Source organism: Falsiroseomonas sp. E2-1-a20 (genome assembly GCF_051433195.1).
Lineage (GTDB): Bacteria > Pseudomonadota > Alphaproteobacteria > Acetobacterales > Acetobacteraceae > Falsiroseomonas.
The window spans coordinates 225,837-245,755 of record NZ_JBHMFT010000001.1; the positions used below are offsets into that span (position 1 = coordinate 225,837).

The 19,919-nt window shown below is 71.3% G+C and carries 21 protein-coding genes; 9 read left to right on the forward strand and 12 right to left on the reverse strand.

The annotated features are described in order from the left end of the window. Window positions 1–10 precede the first annotated feature (10 nt). Window positions 11–1,120, forward strand: coding sequence for a DSD1 family PLP-dependent enzyme (locus tag ACFHPP_RS01105; protein WP_437161418.1), 1,110 nt, complete (start codon window positions 11–13; stop codon window positions 1,118–1,120). 25 nt (window positions 1,121–1,145) lie between these two features. Here the strand turns inward: ACFHPP_RS01105 and ACFHPP_RS01110 are convergent, their stop codons facing one another. After that, window positions 1,146–2,378, reverse strand: coding sequence for a D-alanyl-D-alanine carboxypeptidase family protein (locus tag ACFHPP_RS01110; RefSeq protein WP_437161419.1), 1,233 nt, complete (start codon window positions 2,376–2,378; stop codon window positions 1,146–1,148). A gap of 116 nt (window positions 2,379–2,494) precedes the next feature. Between ACFHPP_RS01110 and ACFHPP_RS01115 the strand changes: the two genes are divergently transcribed. The 4 genes from ACFHPP_RS01115 (at window position 2,495) to ACFHPP_RS01130 (ending at window position 6,925) form a co-directional block, all read left to right on the forward strand. Then, window positions 2,495–3,286 carry a phasin family protein gene (locus ACFHPP_RS01115; RefSeq protein WP_437161420.1) on the forward strand — a complete coding sequence of 264 codons (792 nt, stop codon included), beginning with the start codon at window positions 2,495–2,497 and terminating at the stop codon, window positions 3,284–3,286. A 319-nt stretch (window positions 3,287–3,605) separates the two neighbouring features. After that, the gene (clpS, locus tag ACFHPP_RS01120) at window positions 3,606–3,959 is read left to right on the forward strand and encodes an ATP-dependent Clp protease adapter ClpS (RefSeq protein ID WP_437161421.1); all 354 of its coding nucleotides are present in this window, start codon (window positions 3,606–3,608) and stop codon (window positions 3,957–3,959) included. A 156-nt stretch (window positions 3,960–4,115) separates the two neighbouring features. Then, complete coding sequence (gene clpA / locus ACFHPP_RS01125) at window positions 4,116–6,470, forward strand: ATP-dependent Clp protease ATP-binding subunit ClpA (protein WP_437161422.1); 2,355 nt, start codon at window positions 4,116–4,118, stop codon at window positions 6,468–6,470. 113 nt (window positions 6,471–6,583) lie between these two features. Next, window positions 6,584–6,925, forward strand: a complete 342-nt coding sequence (locus ACFHPP_RS01130; RefSeq protein WP_437161682.1) for a carboxymuconolactone decarboxylase family protein — start codon at window positions 6,584–6,586, stop codon at window positions 6,923–6,925. Window positions 6,926–7,054: 129 nt separating this feature from the next. Here ACFHPP_RS01130 and ACFHPP_RS01135 read toward each other — a convergent pair whose 3' ends face one another. From ACFHPP_RS01135 to ACFHPP_RS01180, 10 genes are all read right to left on the reverse strand, one after another. Beyond that, a complete protein-coding gene (locus ACFHPP_RS01135; protein ID WP_437161423.1) occupies window positions 7,055–7,672 on the reverse strand; it encodes a YopT-type cysteine protease domain-containing protein in 618 nt (205 codons plus the stop codon). 81 nt (window positions 7,673–7,753) lie between these two features. Continuing rightward, on the reverse strand, window positions 7,754–8,494 hold the full coding sequence (locus ACFHPP_RS01140; RefSeq protein ID WP_437161424.1) for an alpha/beta hydrolase: 741 nt from the start codon (window positions 8,492–8,494) through the stop codon (window positions 7,754–7,756). A gap of 89 nt (window positions 8,495–8,583) precedes the next feature. After that, complete coding sequence (locus ACFHPP_RS01145; RefSeq protein ID WP_437161425.1) at window positions 8,584–9,465, reverse strand: polyphosphate kinase 2 family protein; 882 nt, start codon at window positions 9,463–9,465, stop codon at window positions 8,584–8,586. Between the two features lie 17 nt (window positions 9,466–9,482). Next, the gene (locus tag ACFHPP_RS01150) at window positions 9,483–10,697 is read right to left on the reverse strand and encodes an MFS transporter (RefSeq protein ID WP_437161426.1); all 1,215 of its coding nucleotides are present in this window, start codon (window positions 10,695–10,697) and stop codon (window positions 9,483–9,485) included. A gap of 4 nt (window positions 10,698–10,701) precedes the next feature. Then, a complete protein-coding gene (locus ACFHPP_RS01155; RefSeq protein ID WP_437161427.1) occupies window positions 10,702–11,586 on the reverse strand; it encodes an endonuclease/exonuclease/phosphatase family protein in 885 nt (294 codons plus the stop codon). Between the two features lie 7 nt (window positions 11,587–11,593). After that, complete coding sequence (locus tag ACFHPP_RS01160; RefSeq protein ID WP_437161428.1) at window positions 11,594–13,567, reverse strand: DNA/RNA helicase domain-containing protein; 1,974 nt, start codon at window positions 13,565–13,567, stop codon at window positions 11,594–11,596. A gap of 10 nt (window positions 13,568–13,577) precedes the next feature. Next, window positions 13,578–14,456 carry a DMT family transporter gene (locus ACFHPP_RS01165; RefSeq protein ID WP_437161429.1) on the reverse strand — a complete coding sequence of 293 codons (879 nt, stop codon included), beginning with the start codon at window positions 14,454–14,456 and terminating at the stop codon, window positions 13,578–13,580. A 4-nt stretch (window positions 14,457–14,460) separates the two neighbouring features. After that, window positions 14,461–15,624, reverse strand: a complete 1,164-nt coding sequence (locus ACFHPP_RS01170; RefSeq protein WP_437161430.1) for a GNAT family N-acetyltransferase — start codon at window positions 15,622–15,624, stop codon at window positions 14,461–14,463. A gap of 39 nt (window positions 15,625–15,663) precedes the next feature. Then, window positions 15,664–16,122 carry a RidA family protein gene (locus ACFHPP_RS01175; RefSeq protein WP_437161431.1) on the reverse strand — a complete coding sequence of 153 codons (459 nt, stop codon included), beginning with the start codon at window positions 16,120–16,122 and terminating at the stop codon, window positions 15,664–15,666. 9 nt (window positions 16,123–16,131) lie between these two features. Continuing rightward, entirely contained in the window at window positions 16,132–17,658 is a 1,527-nt protein-coding gene (locus ACFHPP_RS01180; RefSeq protein WP_437161432.1) for a TSCPD domain-containing protein, read from the reverse strand. Window positions 17,659–17,842: 184 nt separating this feature from the next. Here ACFHPP_RS01180 and ACFHPP_RS01185 point away from each other — a divergent pair, with 184 nt between their 5' ends. Genes ACFHPP_RS01185 through ACFHPP_RS01200 form a run of 4 tightly spaced genes read left to right on the forward strand, consistent with a single transcriptional unit; the run spans window position 17,843 to window position 19,249 of the window. Beyond that, window positions 17,843–18,184 carry an NADH:ubiquinone oxidoreductase subunit NDUFA12 gene (locus ACFHPP_RS01185; protein ID WP_437161433.1) on the forward strand — a complete coding sequence of 114 codons (342 nt, stop codon included), beginning with the start codon at window positions 17,843–17,845 and terminating at the stop codon, window positions 18,182–18,184. Next, on the forward strand, window positions 18,181–18,672 hold the full coding sequence (mlaD, locus tag ACFHPP_RS01190; RefSeq protein ID WP_437161434.1) for an outer membrane lipid asymmetry maintenance protein MlaD: 492 nt from the start codon (window positions 18,181–18,183) through the stop codon (window positions 18,670–18,672). Before ACFHPP_RS01185 ends, mlaD begins: the two co-directional genes overlap by 4 nt. Then, complete coding sequence (locus ACFHPP_RS01195) at window positions 18,669–18,890, forward strand: hypothetical protein (protein ID WP_437161435.1); 222 nt, start codon at window positions 18,669–18,671, stop codon at window positions 18,888–18,890. Before mlaD ends, ACFHPP_RS01195 begins: the two co-directional genes overlap by 4 nt. Then, on the forward strand, window positions 18,887–19,249 hold the full coding sequence (locus ACFHPP_RS01200; RefSeq protein WP_437161436.1) for a DUF2155 domain-containing protein: 363 nt from the start codon (window positions 18,887–18,889) through the stop codon (window positions 19,247–19,249). The genes ACFHPP_RS01195 and ACFHPP_RS01200 overlap by 4 nt, the downstream gene beginning before the upstream one ends. An 18-nt stretch (window positions 19,250–19,267) precedes the next feature. Here ACFHPP_RS01200 and aat read toward each other — a convergent pair whose 3' ends face one another. Continuing rightward, window positions 19,268–19,903 (reverse strand): leucyl/phenylalanyl-tRNA--protein transferase, encoded by a 636-nt coding sequence (gene aat, locus ACFHPP_RS01205; protein ID WP_437161683.1) that lies wholly within the window; start codon window positions 19,901–19,903, stop codon window positions 19,268–19,270. Window positions 19,904–19,919 lie beyond the last annotated feature (16 nt).

Genomic DNA, 19,919 nt, shown 5'->3' on the forward strand with positions numbered 1-19,919 from the left:
ACCGACAAAGATGCTGCAAGCCCCACCCGCCGAACCCGGCATGCGCGAGGAGGATGTCGAGACCCCGGCGCTGCTGCTGGACCTCGATGCCTTCGAACACAACCTGGATACCATGGCCGCGATCCTCGCGCCGACCGGCGCGAAGCTGCGCGCCCACGCCAAGACGCACAAATCCCCGGTGGTCGCGTTGCAGCAGATGCGCCGCGGCGCCATCGGGCAGTGCGTGCAGAAGGTGGCGGAGGCGGAGGCGCTGGCCTGGGGCGGCGTCACCGACATCCTGGTCAGCAACGAGGTGATCGCCCCGCGCAAGCTGGCGCGCCTCGCCGCGCTGTCCGGCATCGCCAGGGTCGCCGTCTGCGCCGACCACGAAGCCGGGATAGCCGCCATCGAGGAAGCGGCCGAGCACGCCGGGCTGCGCATGACGGTGCTGGTCGAGATCGACTGCGGCGCCGGCCGCTGCGGCGTGACGCCGGGGCCGGAGGCGGTGGCGCTGGCCGAGCGCATCGCCGGCAGCCGGCACCTGGTCTTCGGCGGCCTGCAATCCTACCACGGCAACGCCCAGCACCGCCGCACGCCGGAAGCGCGCGCCGAGGCGATCGCCGGTGCCGCGGAAGGCACCCGCCGCACCGTGGAACAGCTCCGCCAGCGCGGCCTGGACTGCGCCATCATCGGCGGCGCCGGCACCGGCACCTTCCAGAACGAATTGGCCACCGGCGTCTGGAACGAGATCCAGGCCGGGTCCTACGCCTTCATGGATGCCGATTACGGCCGCAACGAGGACCCGCCGCCGTTCCGGCAATCCCTGTTCGTGCTGGCCCAGGTGATGTCCAGCCCGCGTCCGGGCTTCTGCGTGGTCGATGCCGGGCACAAGGCGGTGGCGATCGATTCCGGCCTGCCGCTGGTGCATGGCTTCCCGGGCGTGACCTACACCGGAGCCTCCGACGAGCACGGCAACCTGAAGGCGGAAGACCCGTCGGCGCTGCCGCGACTCGGGCAGCATGTGCGGCTGGTGCCAGGACACTGCGACCCGACGGTGGATCGCTACGACTGGTATGTCGGCGTCAGGCGCGGCCGGGTGGAGTGCCTGTGGCCGGTGGCGGCGCGGGGCGGCATGGCCTGAAGGCTGACCGCCGCGCCGGGAGACCTCAGCGGCGCTGCGGCGGCCGCATCGGCGTCGCGCGCCGCGGCGCGATGCTGCTGCGGGTCACGACGCGGGCCGGCGCGGCGGCGCGGCGCGGCGGCGTGGCGACCGGGGTACGGGCGGCGCTGCGGTTCGTTGCCGCCGTGCGGGTCGTCGCGGTGCGAACCGCGGGCGCCGCGGCCCGGGACGCCGGGCGGTTCACCACGGCGCGCGGAGCCTGTCGGGCGCCCGCGCGGGGCGCCTGCCGGGCAGCCGCGCGGGAGGTGCGGGCCGGTGCGCGGCGGGACGCGGTGGCGCGGCCGGCCTGGCGGGCCGGTGCCACCACGGCGGCGCGGGCGCTGCGCTGCACCGGCGCGGCACGGGCGCTGCGCAGGATCAGCGGTGCCGCCGGCTGCGCCATCTCGGTCCGCGGCGCGACGCCGATGCGGTCGAAGCCCTGGTCCAGCATGGCCGTCATGTGCTGGTCCCGCTCGACCCAGGAACTGCCGCCGAACACCGCACCCACGATCCGCCTGCCGTCGCGGCTGGCGCTGGTGACGATGTTGAAGCCGCTGGCCCGGATGTAGCCGGTCTTGATGCCGTCCACGCCGTCGTAGCTGGTCAGCATGCGGTTGTGGCTGCGCAGGCGCAGGCCGCGGAAGGCGGCCTCGGTGCGGCCGAAATAGTGGTAGCGGTCCGGGTAATCCAGCAGCAGGCGCCGGCCCAGCGTCGCCATGTCCCGCGCCGTGGTCACCTGGTCCCAGTCCGGCAGGCCGGAGGCGTTGCGGAAGGTGGTGCGCGTCATGCCCAGGCTGCGGGCGCGCTGCGTCATGATCTGGCCGAAGCGCTCCTCCGACCCGCCGAGCAGCTCGCCCACCGCGGCGGCGACGTCGTTGGCGGATTTGGTCACCAGCGCCAGGATCGCCTGTTCCACGGTGACGCTGCCGCCGGCCGGGATGCCGAGCTTGGAGGGGGGGCGGGACGCCGCCTCCTCCGAGATCGGCACGCTGGAGTTGAGCGCGATGCGGCCTTCGGCCAGCGCCTCGAACACCAGGTACAGCGTCATCATCTTGGTGAGCGAGGCGGGATGCCGCGTCTCGTCGGCGTTGGCGGCGACAAGGATGCCGCCCGTGCGGTGGTCCAGTACGATGGCGGCGTAGCGTTCGCTGCCGATCTGCGCCCGGGCGGGCGCAGCGGCGGTGAACAGGCAAGCCGCGAGCGTGACCAGGCCAGCCAGGGTCCCGAGCCGGATGGACATGGCGTTCAACCCCCTGTGTGGCCCACCCCCCGTGCGCCACCGGAAGTTGAGCCTAGGGAGTTTCGGGGCAATTTGTCGACGGGGGCGAAAGCAGAACATGATGTGGCAACAAGTAGTTGGGCATCACGCCTGCCATCGCGACTCCGTCGCCGCCATCGATCTGCGGGCGCATGAGTTCCACCGGGATCATGCTGCACTGCAAAAAAACACTTGCCTCGCCTCGCCATGCCTTGATAGAAGGCGGTCGTGCTGCACCGCAGCAAAAACAGCCCTGGAGCCGGGTCGAAGGCTCCCGCACTGGCGCTTGCGCCGGCGAGCAACAAACCGAGGAGCTGGATCACATGGCCGCAGAACTCAAATCCGACGCGAAGACCGAAGCCAAGCGCGGCATCGCGCTGGTCGACGCCGTCGCCACCCAGGCCGCCGCGCAGGCCGAAGCCCAGATGAACACGCAGGCCGAGCCGGCCCGGAAGATGATGGAAGACGGCGCCGCCAAGGCGCGCGAGACGATGGAGCAGGGCATGCAGCAGGCCACCAAGACCGCCGAGGGCTTCTACAAGGCCGCCGAGCAGGCCGCCGAGTTCAGCCGCGGCAACCTAGAGGCGATGACCAAGGCGACGCAGACCCTGACCACGGGCATGCAGGACCTCGGTCGCCAGTACTTCGCCATGTCCCAGGCGATCACCGACCACGCCATGGAAAGCGCCAAGGCGCTGTCCGGCGTGAAGAGCCTGAAGGAAGCCACTGACATCCAGGCCGCCTTCGCCAAGGCCTCGCTGGAGCGCACGATGGCCGAGACCGCGAAGCTGCAGGAGGCCGCCTATCGCCTGGCCGAGCAGGCCAGCGCGCCGCTGACCGCCCGCATGACGCTGGCCGCCGAGAAGTTCGGCAAGCCGCTCGCGGCCTGACCTTTCGCTGCCTGAACGTCGGCCGGCCCGCGGGCCGGTCGCCGAGATGCCGATGGCCCGTCCGGGTCGTGTCCTGCCGCAAGGCAGGCGCGACCGGGGCGGGCCTTCTGCATTGTGGGCCATGCCGGTTTTCCCGCATCCTGCCCCTGGCCCCGGGGCCTGCGTTAACCCAAATAGTCGCTGGCGCGGGTAGAATTGCGTCAAGCCCTTCCCGTGCGGCCCTGCGCTCCGATATCCTACGGTATCAGGCGCCCTCAACCGGCAACCCGGCAACCGGCCACCAACGACCGGCAAGCCGGGATCAGCAACCAAGGCAGGCATGAGCGACAGCGACAAGCGCCCCGGGCAAGGCAATACGGGGAACAACGGATCGGACGGCCCGAACACCGGCGTGGTGGTCAAGGCGCGGCCGCGCACCCGCAAGCCGGCGATGTACAAGGTGTTGATGCTGAACGACGACTACACGCCGATGGAATTCGTCGTGCACGTCCTGGAACGCTTCTTCCAGAAGTCGCGGGACGAGGCGACGCGCATCATGCTGCATGTCCACCGCCGCGGCGTCGGCGTCTGCGGCGTCTATACCTACGAGGTCGCCGAGACCAAGGTCACGCAGGTGATGGACCTGGCGCGGCAGAACCAGCACCCTCTGCAATGCACCATCGAGAAAGAATGATGGCGAGAACGAGTAACGGCGATTCGCATTGATCCGGCTACGAACGAAGTGCGAGCCTGGACCTGTCGCCGGAGCAGGGGCATGACCACATTGAGGGCAAACCGTGCCGGGGTGCTGCGTTGAGCACCCAGGCCACCCGTTAGGGAGCGTCAGACCATGCTGTCCCGCAACCTCGAGCAGACGCTCCACCGTGCCCTCGGCCTCGCGAACGACCGCCGGCACGAATACGCGACACTCGAACACCTGCTGCTTGCCCTGGCCGACGACGTGGACGCCGCCACCGTGCTGCGTGCCTGCGGCGTCGACAGCGACAAGTTGAAGCGCGACCTCGCCGATTTCCTGGACAAGGATCTCGCGGGCCTCGTCTCCGACCGTGCCGGCGATGCCAAGCCCACCGCGGGCTTCCAGCGCGTCGTCCAACGTGCCGCCATCCACGTCCAGTCCTCGGGCCGGGACGAGGTGTCGGGGGCCAATGTGCTGGTCGCGCTGTTCTCCGAACGCGAAAGCCACGCGGTCTATTTCCTGCAATTGCAGGACATGACCCGGCTGGATGCGGTGAACTTCATCAGCCACGGCATCGCCAAGGCGCCTGGCCGCAGCACGTCCCGCCCTGTGCAGGGCAGCGCCCAGACGCCGGAGGAGCCTGTGGAGAAGGAGGAGAAGCCGACCCGCGGCGGGGCCAACCGCGGCCAGGACGCGCTGTCCAACTACTGCGTCAACCTCAACAAGAAAGCGCAGGCGGGCAAGATCGACCCGCTGATCGGGCGCGACTCGGAAATCGAGCGCACCATCCAGATCCTGTGCCGCCGCACCAAGAACAACCCGCTGTATGTGGGCGACCCCGGCGTCGGCAAGACCGCCATCGCGGAGGGCCTGGCCAAGCGGATCATCGAGGGCGACGTGCCGGAGGTGCTGGCGAAGTCCACCATCTTCGCGCTCGACATGGGCAGCCTGCTCGCCGGCACCCGCTACCGTGGCGACTTCGAGGAACGCCTGAAGGCCGTGGTGAATGAGCTGGAGCAGCAGCCCGGCTCCATCCTGTTCATCGACGAGATCCACACCGTGATCGGCGCCGGGGCGACCTCCGGCGGCGCCATGGATGCCTCGAACCTGCTGAAGCCCGCTTTGGCCCAGGGCACGCTGCGCTGCATCGGCAGCACGACCTACAAGGAATACCGGCAGCACTTCGAGAAGGACCGCGCCCTGGTGCGGCGCTTCCAGAAGATCGACGTCAACGAGCCGAACCTGGAAGACGCGGTGAAGATCCTCCAGGGCCTCAAGACCAACTACGAGAAGCACCACAAGGTCCGCTACACGCCGGAGGCGATCCGCGCGGCGGTGGAGCTTTCCGCCAAGTACATCCATGACCGTAAGCTGCCGGACAAGGCGATCGACGTGATCGACGAGGTCGGTGCGTCGCGGATGCTGCTGCCGGAGGGCAAGCGCCGGAAGACGGTGACCTTGAAGGATGTCGAGGAGATCGTGGCGAAGATCGCCCGCATTCCCCCGAAATCCGTCAGCTCGGACGACAAGGAGACGCTGCGGAACCTGGAGCGCGACCTGAAGTCCATGGTCTTCGGGCAGGAGAAGGCGATCGACGCGCTGTCGGCCGCCATCAAGCTGTCCCGTGCCGGCCTGCGCGACGCGGAGAAGCCGATCGGCAACTACCTGTTCAGCGGCCCGACCGGCGTCGGCAAGACCGAGGTGGCGAAGCAGCTGGCCAAGACGCTCGGCATCGAGCTGATCCGCTTCGACATGTCGGAATACATGGAGCGGCACAGCGTCAGCCGGCTGATCGGCGCGCCGCCGGGCTATGTCGGCTTCGACCAGGGCGGCCTGCTGACCGATGGCATCGACCAGCATCCGCATTGCGTGCTGCTGCTCGATGAGATCGAGAAGGCGCACCAGGACCTGTACAACATCCTGCTGCAGGTGATGGACCACGGGAAGCTGACGGACCACAACGGCAAGACCGTCGACTTCCGCAACGTCATCCTGATCATGACGACCAATGCCGGCGCCTCCGACATGGCGAAGAACAGCATCGGCTTCGGGCGCGACAAGCGCACCGGGGAGGATGAGGACGCCATCAAGCGCCTGTTCACGCCGGAATTCCGCAACCGGCTGGACGCGGTGATCGGCTTCGGCGGCCTGACGCCGGAGATCGTGGCCCGGGTGGTGGACAAGTTCATCATGCAGCTTGAGGCCCAGTTGGCCGATCGCAACGTGACGATCGAACTGTCCTCCGCGGCGCGGGAATGGCTGTCCGAGCGTGGCTACGATCCGCTCTATGGCGCACGCCCGCTCGGCCGCGTGATCCAGGAGGTGGTGAAGAAGCCGCTGGCGGAGGAGCTGCTGTTCGGCAAGCTGGTCAAGGGCGGCTCGGTGAAGGTCGGCCTCAAGGACGGCGCGCTGGTCTTCGACTATTTCGAGGCCGCCCCGCCCGCTTTGCCCAAGCCGGAGGACAGCGGCGACGGCGAGGCGGAGAAGGAGCCGGAGACGGCGGAGTAGGCTCCGCCACCCGACGCCAGGCATATCCGGAAGGTGTCTCCCGCAGGGGAGGCACCTTTCTTTTTGAACGGTCTTCTGGACCGGAAGGACGAACGATGACCACCGATACGCGGATCGAGGACTGGGACAGCTACAGCGCCGGGCTGCGCGACCGCGGCCGGGAGCTGAAGGAATTGCACCCGGAGGTGGTGAAGGGCTTCGGCGCGCTCAGCCGGGCGGCCTCGACCACGAAGCTGCTGGACGCCAAGACCCGCGAGCTGATCGCCATCGCGGTTGCCGTCACCACCCGCTGCCAGGGCTGCATCGACGCCCACGCCCGCAAGGCCAAGGCGGCAGGCGCGAGCCGGGAGGAGATCGCGGAGGCGCTCGGCGTCGCCATCGCCGTCAATGCCGGGGCGGCGCTGACCTATTCCCTGCATGTGCTGGACGCGGTGGCCGGGGCAGGGGAGGGCTGAGAGGCGAGCCGGGACGCGGTTGATCGGCCTCGACCGGATTGAACGATATGGCCCCGATGCAGGTGCCGGTCAGCGGCACCTTCACCCTGGGCGGGCGGACGACGGCAGAGCTGCCCGGCGCGGCGCCGCCTATTGAATCGGCGGCCGGATGCCGACGATGGCGGCGGTCGACTCCAGAAAGGTGTTCGCGTAGCCGCTGTCCTTCCAGTACTTGTCCAGGAAGGCTGCGATCAGCGTGTGGTCCCGCACCACGAAGTGCCCATTATTGGCATCGAAGAAGTGGAAGCGGTTGTCCCGCCCGTGCCGCAGCGCGATGGCGTGGCTGCCGCCCGTGCCCGTCACGGTGATGCCGTAGCAACCATAGGCCTTGGCGGCGATGGAACGGATGAAGCCGCCGGTCAGCATCGTGGCCCGCCTCGCCTTCAGCCCGTCCGACAGCGTCATCTGGAAGGGGCCGGTGGCGGCGGTCCAGTAGTCCAGCCATCTGGCGGCGAGCGTGCCGTCTGACAGCGTCTGCGACATGGTGGATTTCCACGGCGGGTTGTCGCAGACCTTGGCGCCATCGAACGGGAAGTTCTTCGCCTGGTATTGCAGGGAGATCCAGGTGGCGGCGAGGCCGATGCAGTAGCCGTCGGTGGAGGTGCCCCAGGGCCCCGGCTGGGTCATCGCCGGCGTCTGCGCCTGGTTCATGGCGAAGACGAGCTGGCCCTTGGCCTTGGCGGCATTCTGCAGCGCGTTCCATTGCATGGCGATGCACCTTCCGGGGTGATGCACCCTATCCCCCAGGTCGGCCGCCCGCGATCGATGTTTCGTTTCGGGTGTTTCGCGCTACCCCGCCGGGATGCCGACGAAGTCCAGCACCTCCCGGTACACCGGCGCCGCCGCCAGGCCGATGGTCCGCAGCGGCGCGGCGAGGGCGGCCATGATGCCGATATGGCCGACATCCTCATACAGCTGCGCCCGCACCGGCCGGCTGGCGGCCTGGAGCGCCGCCGTCAGCTCGCGGGTGTGGAACGGCCCGACCACCGTATCCGCCAGCCCGTGCAGCAGCAGCATCGGCGGCGCGCCGGCCAGGGTGGCGCGGTCCGGCGTCGCCTGGATCAGGCCACCGGGCGCCTCGGCGAAGATGCTGATGATCGGCTCGTAGTCCGGCTGCCACCAGATCGGCGCGGCCAGCAGGATGCCGCCGGCGAGGCCAGGCTGCACGCCCCAGCCCGGGTCCAGCGCCAGCGATGCCGCCAGGAATCCGCCGGCCGAATGGCCCATGGCATAGGCCGGCCCGCGCGGGACCTGCGGCGCGGTCCGCAGCCAGCGCATGGCGAGCGCCGCATCCTCGACGAAATCCGGCCAGCGTGCCTCAGGCCACAGCCGGTAGTCCGGCACCGCCACCGCGATGCCGCGCACCGCCAGGGTGCGGGCGAGGAAGGCGTAGTCCTTGCGGCTGCCGGTCTCCCAGCCGCCGCCATGGAAGAACACCACCAGCGGCGTCTCCGGCCCCGGCATCGGCGGCAGGGTCAGGTCCAGCCGGTGGCGGGGCAGGGGGCCATAGGCCAGGTCCGGCACCAGCATGCTGCCGCGGCGGGGCGTGAACGCATTTGCCAGGTCGGTCGGCGAGCAGCCCGCGAGCAGCGGCGCGCCGAGCAGGAGGCGGCGGCCGATCAGGCGCCGAGATCCTCGCGCGCCTGCACCAGGGCGCGGCGCTGGGCGTCGGTCACTACCGGATAGTGCAGGGCTAGATCCTCCAGCGCCTTGGCGATGGCGGCGGCGACCACCAGGCGGGTGAACCACTTGCGGTCCGCCGGCACCACGTACCAGGGCGCGTCGGGCGTGGCGGTGGCGCGGATCGCGGCCTCGTAGGCGGCGTGATAGGCGTCCCAGTGCTTGCGCTCCGAGACGTCGTTGGCGCTGAACTTCCAGTGCTTCTCCGGCTCCGCGACCCGCTTCAGGAAGCGTTCGCGCTGTTCCTCCGGGCTGACATGCAGGAAGAACTTCAGCACCACCACGCCCTGCCGGCCGAGGTAGCGCTCGAAGGCGGCGATATCCTCCAGCCGCTCGTCCCAGATGCGCTTGGTCAGCAGCTTCGGCGGCAGCTTCTGCGACTCGACGATGGCCGGATGCACGCGCGCCACCAGCACTTCCTCGTACCAGGACCGGTTGTGGATGCCGATGGTGCCGCGGCTGGGCATGGCAGTGACGTGGCGCCAGAGGAAATCGTGGTCCAGCTCGTTTGCGCTCGGTGCCTTGAAGGACGTCACGTGGCAGCCCTGCGGATTGACGCCGGAGAAGACGTGCTTGATGGCGCCGTCCTTGCCCGCGGCGTCCATCGCCTGGAAGATGCAGAGGACCGCCCAGCGATCCTGCGCGTACAGCATGTCCTGCTGCGTCGCGAGGTAGTCGACCCCGCGCTGCAACTGCTCGGCGGCTTCCTTCTTCTTCATCTCGAGGCCGGCGGTGTCGTCCGGGCGGTGGTCCTTCAGGTGGAAGGCCTTGCCATCCTCCACCCGGAAGCGCGACAGCACCGATTCGATCAGTCGTTCCACCTGTCGCGTTCCCTTGCTCATTCCGGCCGCAGCATCCGCCAGCCGGCCACGGCCTGCAGCGCCAGCGTCATCGCCAGGGCCCAGCCATATCCGGCCGTATTCCAGCCGCCATCCGCGCCGGTCGGCCAGAGGTCGAGGATCCAGCCGATGGCATTCTGTAGCAGGAACACCAGCACCAGCATCGTCACGTTGATGGCGGTGGCGACCCGCCCCGCCAGTTCCGCACCGAAGCGCTGGCCGATGGCGGCATAGCCGGAGGGGCCGGCGGCGCCGCACAGCGCGAAGGCGAACCAGACCAGCCCGAGCGCCACCATCCCGCGCGGCGGCTGCGCGATCAGCAGGACCTGCACCAGCGCGATGCCGCCCATGGCGAGCCACGGCACCAGCATCGGGTGGTGCCCGCGGCGTTGCAGGAGGGAGGCGAGCTGGCCGGTGCCGGCGCTGCCCACCATCAGCCCGGCGGCGTAGCACAGCAGCAGCAGGGCCCGCGCCGCCTCCGCTTGCTGTCCCACGTCGCGCAGCCACGGCCCGGCCCAGAGCCCCTGGTAGGTGAAGTTCAGCGCCGAGAGCAGCGCGACGGAGGGCGCGAAGCGCAGGAAGGCCGGGTGGCGGAAGATGCGGCCGAACTCGCCGATCTCCTGCCCCAGCCGCCGCTTCGGCGGGGAAGCTGCCCCCGGCCCGCGATCCGGCACCGAGATCCAGATCCACAGGCTGACGCCAACGGACATCGCGGTCAGCAGCCCGAAAATGCCGCGCCAGCCGATCTCCGGCACCAGCAGCGCCACCGGCACCGTCGCGGCGATGCTGCCGAAGGAGCCGACCAGGACACCATAGCCGGTCATCCCGGCGACGCGGTCGCGCGGGTACCACTGCGTGTTGACCTTCAGCATGGCGATCAGCCCGGCCGAGATTCCGAACCCCGTCACCACCCGGCCGAGCGCAAGCCCGAAGGTGCCGGTGGCCAGGGCGCACAGCAGGAAGCCGGTGGCCGCGACCAGCGCCAGCACGGCCTGCACCCGCCTTGCGCCCCACAGATCGATGGCGAGCCCGACCGGCAACTGCGCCGCCGCATAGGCCGCGAAGAACATCGCGGCCAGCAGGCCCAACTCGCTGGCGGACAGCGCGAATTCCAGCGCCAGCAACGGGCCGAGCGTCGCGATCATGGTGCGCGACGCCTGGTTGACGAAGTTCAGCCCGGCCAGGGGCAGCGTGATCCGGGCGAATTGCCGCATGAAATCAGGGCAGCCGGAGGCGGACGCTGACGGGGCAGTGGTCGGACAGGGTCTGCCGGTAGCGGTTGCCGCGCTCGGCATAGGCCATCACGGCCAGGCTGCGCGGCACCAGCCACTCCCGCGCCGGCCCGCCGAGCCAGAGATGGCTGACGAAGGGCCGCCCGCCGCGCGCATCGGCCCAGCAGGGGGAGGACAGCCCCTCCGTCGCGCGGATCATGGGTGCTGCGTCGTCCAGGATGGTGCCGAAATCATCGCCGGGCCGGATGCGACGGTTGAAGTCGCCGAGGATGGCGAAGGCCACGCCCTCCCGCTCCCGCGCCGCCGCCCATTCGGCGATGATGCGGCCCTGGCGCGCCAGGTTGTCGCAGTCCCGCGGGGCGGAGGGGCCGAAGCGGTCCTCCCGGCAGCCGGCGTCGAGATGCACGGACAGCAGCCGCAGGCGGGCGCCACCGCTTCCCTCCGTGGCGGGGGCCTCCACCAGGATATCGGCGCCGCGGCGCAGGCTGTAGCGGGCACGCGGAAACAGGTCGAGGCCGCGCAAATCGGGCATCGGCGTGGCGCGCAGGGTGCGGCGGATGGCGAAGCCGGGGCGCTGGACGTCCGCCTCGTCGGTCAGGTGGATGGTCCAGTCGGCCGGGTCGAAGACGCGGGCGGCGGCCTCCGCGCCGTCGATCTCCTGCAACGCCACCACATCGGCGGCGAGGCGGCGGGCGTAGTCGCGCAGCAGCCGGAAATCGGCGGGCTCGCGAGCCGCGATGTTGCGCGGCAGGGCGGGGTGGCCCTCCGGCTTCAGGGTCAGCCAGGCGATGTTCCAGGTGGCGAGCTTGAGCTCCGCCGCCTGGGAAGGGGCGGCGAACAGGACCAGCAGGGCGAACAGGATACGGCGCATGGCGCGGCTATAGCAGCAGGGCGGGCGCGGTGTCCTGCCGCGGCGGGGTCGAAACTTCCAGCGTGCGAGCACCGCATAGCAGTAGAAATTCGGCGACGGCGTCCATCTCCGCCGCGTCGCGCGTCGGGTCGTGGAACGGGTCGGCGCGCGGGCTGCCGCGCGGTACCCAGATGACGGTCTCGTAGCGGGCGCGGGTCAGCAGCACGCGGTAGGTGTTGCGGATGAAGGTCGCGTCCTTCCCAGCCCGCTGCCAGGCCGCGCCCACGAAGCTGCGCGCCTGCCAGGCACCGCCGCGACGGATGAAGTCGCCGCCCCAGGCGAGGCCGGCGACATCCAGTTCCAGCCCCTGGCAGTCATATTCCGTGGCGATGGTCTCCAGCGCGTCGGAGCCGCGCACGTCGGGCCAGCGGCGCAGGAACCAGTCCGCCACATCCTCCAGCTGCACGCCGAGCCCCTCCGCCCGCAGCCGCTTTGCACCCGCCGAGGCCAGCAGCCCGGCGCGGCGCTGCCCGCGCGCCAGGCCGCGCAGCGCGGCGCGCATCGCCGCCAGGTCACGGGTCACCAGGAAGGGCAGGGTGCAGCCGGCAGCGAGAGCCCGCGCCTCCGCCACCGCCCCGCGCAGCACCGCATCCACCCAGGCGGCGCCGGCGGTTTCGCGGATGCTGCGGATCGGCGTCACCAGGTCCAGGGCCGAGTCCAGCGCCAGCCAGCCGGCGCCGGGCACGTCCAGCCCCTGCTGCCCGCGCGGCGCGGCGACGGCGCGCCAGCGCGAATCGGACTCGATGACCCGGCCCCATTCGGCGAGGCCGGCCTCGCCGGTGTTGATCTCCTGTCCCTGGCCGATCAGCGCGACCACCACGGCCCAGCCCTCGTGCCGGCCCATGATGTCCAGCGTATGCCCGGGCTCGCTCAGGCTGAGGCGAGAGGGGCGGTTGCGGGTGCCGAGGCGCGCCTTGGCCGCATCCCAGGCGCGCTGCGCCTCGTCGAAGACGATCATGCGCTCGGGCGGCGCGGCGGCGGCCCCGGCGTTGTCCTCGAGGAACCGGTGCACGTTCTGCAGCGCGGCCTTGACGCGACGTTCGGCCTCCGCCCGCCCGCATTCGCCGCGCAGCACGGCATCCCGCACCAGGGCGGCACGCAGCACGGCGATCAGCGGCGCGTTGCCGGTGAGGAAGGCGGCGCCATCCTGCTTCGCGGCGCCGAAGATGGCGTTGAGGCCGCAGAGGGTCTTGCCCGCGCCCGGAATGCCGGTGACGAACACCACCGTCTTCGCCTTCTCCTGCCGCGCCAGGGCGACCGCGCGGCTGATCGCGGCGGCCGTCCGTGTCAGGTTGGCGGCGTCGGCGCGGGCGCTGGCGATCTCGGCGACGCCGTTGCGGGCGTAGAGCAGCGTCGCCGCCTCCACGATCGTCGGCACCGGGCGGTAGGGCGCGGCGAGCCAGGCCGCGCCATCCAACGCGCCGCCCAGGGGGGCGGTGGACTGCACCCAGGCCAGCAGGTCGCCAAGGCCGGCCGCACCGCAGGCCAGCGGTTGCAGCACGCCGTCCCAGAACAGCGGCGGCTGAGGCGGCGGGCGGAACCCGCCCTCGCCGGCGACCAGCACGGGCAGGATCGGGTGGCGGCGGCTGCCGGCGTGGAAGTCGCGCAGGTCCAGCGCGTAATCCTCGGCCTCCGCCAGCGCGGCGGGGGTGGCGGCGGCCGTCTTGAACTCCAGCGCCAGGATGGCGCGGTCGGTCAGCAGCACCGCGTCGACGCGCTTTTCCAGCCGCAGCAGGTCGTATTCCAGCGCCAGCGTCCAGGCCGCGCCGTCGGCTTCGGCGACCGCCTGCCGCAGCGCCGCCACCTGGCCGCGCCAGGCGAAATCCTGGTCCGGCGAGCCGGGATAGCCGTGCGCCTGCTGCGCGGCGGCAAGACGGCCGACGATATCCGCGGGATCGCGGGCCAGCAGTTCGAACCCCGTGCAGGACAGCCAGGCGCGCATCCGCGCGAGCCTACACGTTGCGCTTCCGGGATGGCCAGGTGGCCAGCAGCATGCTGCCGGTCAGCAGGCAGAAGCCGGCCGCATGCGCGGCGGTGAAGGTCTCGCCCAGGAACGCCACCGCCACCACGGCCGCCGTCGCCGGCAGGAACGCCGTGAAGATCCCGGCGATCCCGGCCGGGGCGCGCTTCATGCCGGCGTACCACAGCAGCAGGCACAGCACGCTGGTGGTCAGGCTGTGGAACACCAGCAGGCCGGCCACCGCCGGGTCCGCCAGTGCCGCGACGCTGCCGAGCACCGGCAGGCAGAAGGGCAGCAGCATCAGCACGGAGAAGCCCTGCATCCACAGGCTGGCGGTCACCACCGGCACGCGCCCGGCGATGCGCTTGGCGAGCAGCACATACATCGCCTCGCCGCAGACGCCGCCGAATACCAGCAGGTTGCCGAGCAGCGACCCATGCCCCTCGGCCCCGACGCGGGCCACCGTGATGGCGCCCATGCCGAAGGCGGCGAGCGCGACCGCGGCCCATTGGCGCGGCGGCAGCGTCTCCCGCAGCCACACCGCGCTGCCGATGGCGACCACGGCCGGCAGCGTCGCCAGTACCAGCCCGGCCTCCAGCGCCGTGGTCAGCCGCAGGCCCGCGAGCAGGCCGGCATTGTAGATCACCGTGCCGAAGGCCGCCTGCAACGCCAGGTTCCACAGGCTGCGGCCATCCACCCGCACGCGCCCATCCATCGCGCGCGCCAGCGGCCACAGCACGGCGACGGCCAGCGCGCAGCGCAGCCCGGCGATCATCGGAATGGGCAGGGAGGCCGCCAGCAGCTTCGCGACGCCGACATTGGCGCCGACCAGCGCCATGGAGGCGGCGAGTTGCGCGTAGGCGGTCAGCACATCGTCAGGCTTCGCCGTCGCGCCTGAACGGCGACATCTGGCCCAGGGCCTCCATCTCCGCCAGCATCGCCGGGCGCTCCCGGTCCAGGAAGTCCGCGATGGCGCGGCGCAGGCCCGGGTGCTGGATCCAGTGTGCGGAGTAGGTCGGCACCGGCAGGTAGCCGCGCTGGATCTTGTGCTCGCCCTGCGCGCCGGCCTCGACGCGGGGCAGCCTGTGCTCGATCGCGAAGTCGATGGCGCGGTAGTAGCACAGCTCGAAATGCAGGAAGGGCGCATCCACGATGCAGCCCCAGTTGCGGCCGTACAGCGCCTCCGACCCCAGCAAGTTCAGCGCGCCGGCCACCGGTTCGCCATCCTGCTCGGCCACCATCAGCACCACCTTGTCGCCGAGCCTCTCGCCGAGCAGTGGCCAGAACGCCTTCTTGAGGTAGGCGCTGCGGCCCCAGCGCTTGTCGGTGGTGGCCAGGTAGAATTGGTGGAAGGCGTCCCAGTGGCGCCGGGTGATCTCGTGCCCGCGCAGCGTCTTCAGCACGAAGCCGGAGGCTTCGGCATCGCGCCGCTCGCGCTTGATCTGCTTGCGCTTGCGGCTGGACAGCGCGGCCAGGAAGTCGTCGAAGCTCGCATAGCCCGGGTTGGTCCAGTGGAACTGCGTGCCGATGCGTTGCAGCCAGCCGGCTGCGCCGAGCGTCTCCCATTCCTCCGGCGTGCAGAAGGTGCAGTGGACGGAGGACAGATCGAGCTGCCCGCAGGCCTGCACCAGACCCTGCGCCAGCGCTCCCGCACCGATGCCCGCATCGGGCCGCACCAGCAGCCGCGGCCCCGGCACCGGGCTGAACGGGGAGGCGACCTGGAGCTTGGGGTAGTAGCGGCCGCCCGCCCGCTCATAGGCATCCGCCCAGGCGAAATCGAACACGTATTCGCCCTGGGAATGCGCCTTGGCGTAGCAGGGCGCGCAGGCCAGCAGGCGCCCGGCCCCGTCCCGCAGCGCCGCATGCTGCGGCAGCCAGCCGCTGCGCCCGCCGGTGCTGCCGGATTCCTCCAGCGCCAGCAGGAAGGCGTGGCTGACGAAGGGGTTCTGGTCGCCGGCGCAGGCATCCCACTCCAGCGCCGGGATCTCGGCGATGGAGCGGTGGAGCGCGAGGCTCAGTTCAGGCTGGTCGTCGGGCATGGCAGGACAGGTTGGGCGCGCGGCGGCCGCCGCAACCGGTCAGCCAATCTCGAACATGCCTTCGACTTCCACGGCCGCATCCGCGGGCAGGGAGGGCACGCCGATCGTGGTCCGCGCATGCCGCCCGGCCTCCCCGAACACCGCCACCGCGAGGTCGGAGGCGCCGTTCATCACCACCGCGTGCTGGGTGAAATCCGGCCCCGCGGCAATGAAGCCACCGAGGCGCACCACCCGCTTCACCCGGTCCAGGTCACCCACCGCCGCCTTCACCTGTGCCACCAGGTTGATGAAGCAGAGCCGCGCCGCCTCCTGCCCCTGTTCCAGCGTCACGCCCTGGCCGACCTTCCCGGTGAAGGCCACCTTGCCGTCCTTGAACGGGATCTGCCCGGAGACCACCAGCAGGCTGCCCACCTGGTTGAAGCCGATGTAGTTCGCCACCGGGGCCGCCGGCTGCGGCAGGGTGATGCCCAGTTTCTGGAGAGTAGCCTCGACCGACATGCCCGTTCCCTATCCCACCAGCTTGAGTTGCCGCCGCCGGGCGCGCGGCGCCGGGGCGGCGGGCAGGTCCATCGGCAGCAGCGGCAGTTGTTCCGCGGCGTGGCCCGTCGCATCCGGCGCGCAATCCGCCTCGGAGGGGTCGGACAGGTCGCGCCGGCCGAGATAATCCAGCGCCAGCCGCCGGAACGCCCAGTCCAGCACGCTGGTGGCGCGGCGGATCGCCGGGTCGCCCTCCACCAGGCCGGCAGGGCCGAAGCGGGTATAGGCATAGGCCTCGATGTAGGCGTCCAGCTTCACGCCGCCGGCGAGCCCGATGGAAACCGCCTGCAGCATCGCGTCCATCAGGCTGCGATAGGCGGCGGATTCCTTGCTCAGCGCGACGGTGACCTCGGCCAGCCGGCCCTCGGCATCCTCCGCCGTCCGCAGCACCACCTTGTGGCCGCCGACCGAGACGCGCCAGACGGCACCGGATGGGCGCAGCGCGCGCGCCGGTTCCAGCAAGGGCGGCGCGGCGCGGGCCGGAGCAGCCTCGGCCACCGGCATCGGCGGCGCCACGTGCAGCCAGGGGGAGGCGGCGCGGGCCATCGCGGCCCAGTCGGCATCCGGCACCGGGGCCAGCAGAGTCTCCGCCGCGGCGCGGCCGATGCGCAGCGCGTTGCGGGTGGGCACCTCGGCCACCCAGCCGCCGCGATCCAGCGAGAGCCGCGTGGCGCCGGGGGCAGGGGCGAGCCCGCCGGTCTCGGCCCCCAGCATCGCCTCCACGGCATCCGGGGCGGCGAGCGCGACCAGGACCTGGTGGCGCAACCCGGGGCTGCCGGCCGCCGCATCCAGCGCGGCCCGCGCCGCCTCGGCCAGGCCCGGCACGACCGTGGCGCCGGGCGGCGGCGGCGCGAACAGCGCCACCGGCTCCTTCGCCCCCAGAAGCTCCGCGATGCGGCCGGATTCGGCTTCCGCCGCGCCGCGCGTCAAGGCCGCGATGGCGGCGCCGACGGCACGCGCCTCGGCCGAGCCGTAGCGCAGGCCAAGGCCTGCGAAGAGCCCGGCCAGGTCGCAGAAGCCGACGCCCAGCCGCGGCGCCTTGGCCCCCGTCCAGATATCGAGCGCCCGCACCGCCACGCCGACGGCCGCGACGTAGCCGGCCGCATCGAAGCCGCCCTCCGCATCCAGGAAGGCCGGCAGGTTCAGCACGAAGCGGGCCGGGCCACGCGCCTCGCCGCGCCAGATGGCGACGCCGGGGGCGCCGCGGCGGGACAGCAGCAGGGCGCGCAGGGCGGCGGCGAAGCGGTCCTGCGCCGCGGCATCGGCGAGCACGCCAAGCTCCCGCCCCCGCAGCGCCAGCCGGCCGATCCAGGCCTCCGCCAGCTTCGGAAACACCACCGGGCCGCTGCCCGGTGCCAGCGCGGCGATGGCCTCCGCCGCCGCCTCGTCCCAGTCGAGCGGCAGGGCGATCGGGCGGGGGGCGGCGTCGGGGTCCGGCGCGGCGCGCACCCGCCACAGCCCGACCCGATCCCACAGCGTTCCGGCGAGTGATGTCATGGGATCAGCCTAGAGCCCCCCGGCGCCCGGCGGAAGCCGTATCTGGTGGGTCGAACCGCCCGTTCGCGCAACATCCTGTGGACAAGCGCCGATTTTGCGCCGGGCCGGGGGTTGTGCGAAACTGCGTGCCTCCGCATCTGCCCGACCGCGGATGCACGGAGCCCGAGGACCGCATATGTCGCTGATGCTGCGCCTGACCGCCACCCTGTCCGGCCGCAAGATCGGCACCGACCGCTTCGGCAATGCCTACTACGAATCCCGCAAGGATTACCTGGGCTATGGCCGCAAGCGCCGCTGGGTGCTGTATGCCGGCACGCCGGAGGCGACTAGCGTGCCGCCGGAATGGCACGCCTGGCTGCACCACACCTCCGCCCTGCCGCTGGACGAGGCGAAGCGCCATCCCTGGATGGTGGAACACCGCCCGAACCCGACCGGCACCGCCCAGGCCTGGCACCCCGCTGGCCATGACTATTCCGGCGGCCGCCGCCAGGTGACGACCGGCGACTACGAGGCGTGGACCCCATGAAGGGCCGTTCCCTCACGGAAGTCCTGGCCGGCGCCCTGGTGCTGCTGGTGACCGGCAGCTTCCTCGCCTACGCCGTCACCAACAGCGGCCGCGGCGGCTTCTCCGGGCCCGGCCTGACGCTGAGTGCGAAGTTCGAGCGGATCGACGGCCTGGCACCGGGTGCCGATGTGCGGGTCGCCGGGGTCAAGGTCGGCAGCGTGGTGGACCAGCGCATCGACCCGACCACCTTCCTCGCGGTGCTGACCATGCGGATCGACGCATCGCTGCGCATGCCGGCCGACAGCTCCGCCGAGATCGCCAGCGAGGGCTTGCTCGGCGGCCGCTTCGTCTCGCTGGTGCCGGGCGGGGCGGATCGTATCCTGGCCGATGGCGGGGAGATCACCATCACCCAGTCCGCGATCAGCCTGGAGAGCCTGCTCGGCCGCTTCATCTTCTCGATGACGGAAGCGCCGGCGCGCGGCGGCGAGGCCGCGCCGACCCAGCCATGACGGCGCTGGACCCGCCCGCAAGCTGGCCCGGCGCCGATGGCACGCCGCTGTCCTGCCGGGAGAAGCTGAAGGTGCTGGCGGAAAACCACCGTGAGGCCGCGCAGGTGCTGCGCGACGCCTTCGAGGATGCGGTGCTGATGGGGGTGGACGAGGCCGCCATGCGGCGCATTTTTGCCGAGATGGTCGCGGCCCTGCCCAGCCCGAAGCGCGGCGCATGATCCGCCTCGCACTGGCCTTCACCCTGCTCGCGCTGCCCGCCATGGCTCAGGAATGGCGGCCGCAGCGCGTTGCAGTATTGCAGGCGCTGGACAAGGTGACGGCGCGCATCACCCTGCTGCGCGCCACGCTGAACCAGCCGGAACGCTTCGGCAGCCTGACCATCACCGTGCGGTCCTGCTTCGCCCGGCCGCCGGACGAGGTGGCGGACGCCTCCGCCTGGATGGAGATCACGGACAGCCGCGCGGCGGCCGATGCGCCGCCCGCCTTCCGCGGCTGGATGTTCGCCCAGGCGCCGGGCGTGAACATGCTGCAGCACCCGGTCTACGACATCCGCATCCTGGAATGCCGGTCTCAATAGCCGGGGCGCAGGTGCCGTTCAGTCGCCGCGCAGCTTCAGGATCTCGGCGCGAACCTGATCCGCGTCCACCGCGTCGTCCCAGCGCGCCTGTTCCTCCACCGCCTCCGACAGCAGGCGCTTGTAGAACTGGCGCGGCACCTCGTGGCAGCCGAACTGCGCGAGGTGGGCGGTCTGGAACTGCGCGTCCAGCAGGGTGAAGCCGAACAGCCGGAGCCGCGCCGCCAGATGCACCAGCGCCACCTTGGAGGCGTCGCGGGCGCGGCTGAACATGCTCTCGCCGAAGAAGGCGCCGCCGAGCGCCACGCCGTACAGCCCGCCGACCAGTTGCGGCCCGCCGTCGCCGGGCAGCCAGGCCTCCACCGAATGGGCATGGCCCATGCGGTGCAGGGCGCCGAACAGGCGCTCGATCTCGGGATTGATCCAGGTGTCCTCGCGCCCTTCGGCCGGGGCGGCGCAGGCGGCGATGACGCCGTGGAAGTCGCGGTTGGTGGTGACGGTGAAGCCGCCGGACAGCACCGTGCGCCGCAGCCGGCGGGACAGGTGGAAGCGGTCCAGCGGCAGCACGCCGCGCTGTTCCGGGTCCAGCCAGTACAGCCGGTCCCCGCGCCGCGTCTCGGCCATGGGGAACAACCCCGCCCGATAGGCGCGGAGCATCAGGTCAGGCGTGATT

What these genes read in the sequence shown, in the direction of transcription:
- ACFHPP_RS01105 (WP_437161418.1), top strand. Translation starts at nt 11, where the DNA reads ATGCTGCAAGCCCCACCCGCCGAACCCGGCATGCGCGAGGAGGATGTC.
- ACFHPP_RS01200 (WP_437161436.1), top strand. Translation starts at nt 18,887, where the DNA reads ATGATCCGCCTCGCACTGGCCTTCACCCTGCTCGCGCTGCCCGCCATG.
- ACFHPP_RS01175 (WP_437161431.1), bottom strand. Translation starts at nt 16,122, where the DNA reads ATGTCGGTCGAGGCTACTCTCCAGAAACTGGGCATCACCCTGCCGCAG.
- clpS (WP_437161421.1), top strand. Translation starts at nt 3,606, where the DNA reads ATGAGCGACAGCGACAAGCGCCCCGGGCAAGGCAATACGGGGAACAAC.
- ACFHPP_RS01140 (WP_437161424.1), bottom strand. Translation starts at nt 8,494, where the DNA reads ATGCTGGTGCCGGACCTGGCCTATGGCCCCCTGCCCCGCCACCGGCTG.
- ACFHPP_RS01185 (WP_437161433.1), top strand. Translation starts at nt 17,843, where the DNA reads ATGCTGCGCCTGACCGCCACCCTGTCCGGCCGCAAGATCGGCACCGAC.
- ACFHPP_RS01180 (WP_437161432.1), bottom strand. Translation starts at nt 17,658, where the DNA reads ATGACATCACTCGCCGGAACGCTGTGGGATCGGGTCGGGCTGTGGCGG.
- clpA (WP_437161422.1), top strand. Translation starts at nt 4,116, where the DNA reads ATGCTGTCCCGCAACCTCGAGCAGACGCTCCACCGTGCCCTCGGCCTC.
- aat (WP_437161683.1), bottom strand. Translation starts at nt 19,903, where the DNA reads ATGCTCCGCGCCTATCGGGCGGGGTTGTTCCCCATGGCCGAGACGCGG.
- ACFHPP_RS01110 (WP_437161419.1), bottom strand. Translation starts at nt 2,378, where the DNA reads ATGTCCATCCGGCTCGGGACCCTGGCTGGCCTGGTCACGCTCGCGGCT.
- ACFHPP_RS01155 (WP_437161427.1), bottom strand. Translation starts at nt 11,586, where the DNA reads ATGCGCCGTATCCTGTTCGCCCTGCTGGTCCTGTTCGCCGCCCCTTCC.
- ACFHPP_RS01150 (WP_437161426.1), bottom strand. Translation starts at nt 10,697, where the DNA reads ATGCGGCAATTCGCCCGGATCACGCTGCCCCTGGCCGGGCTGAACTTC.
- ACFHPP_RS01135 (WP_437161423.1), bottom strand. Translation starts at nt 7,672, where the DNA reads ATGCAATGGAACGCGCTGCAGAATGCCGCCAAGGCCAAGGGCCAGCTC.
- ACFHPP_RS01160 (WP_437161428.1), bottom strand. Translation starts at nt 13,567, where the DNA reads ATGCGCGCCTGGCTGTCCTGCACGGGGTTCGAACTGCTGGCCCGCGAT.
- mlaD (WP_437161434.1), top strand. Translation starts at nt 18,181, where the DNA reads ATGAAGGGCCGTTCCCTCACGGAAGTCCTGGCCGGCGCCCTGGTGCTG.
- ACFHPP_RS01170 (WP_437161430.1), bottom strand. Translation starts at nt 15,624, where the DNA reads ATGCCCGACGACCAGCCTGAACTGAGCCTCGCGCTCCACCGCTCCATC.
- ACFHPP_RS01195 (WP_437161435.1), top strand. Translation starts at nt 18,669, where the DNA reads ATGACGGCGCTGGACCCGCCCGCAAGCTGGCCCGGCGCCGATGGCACG.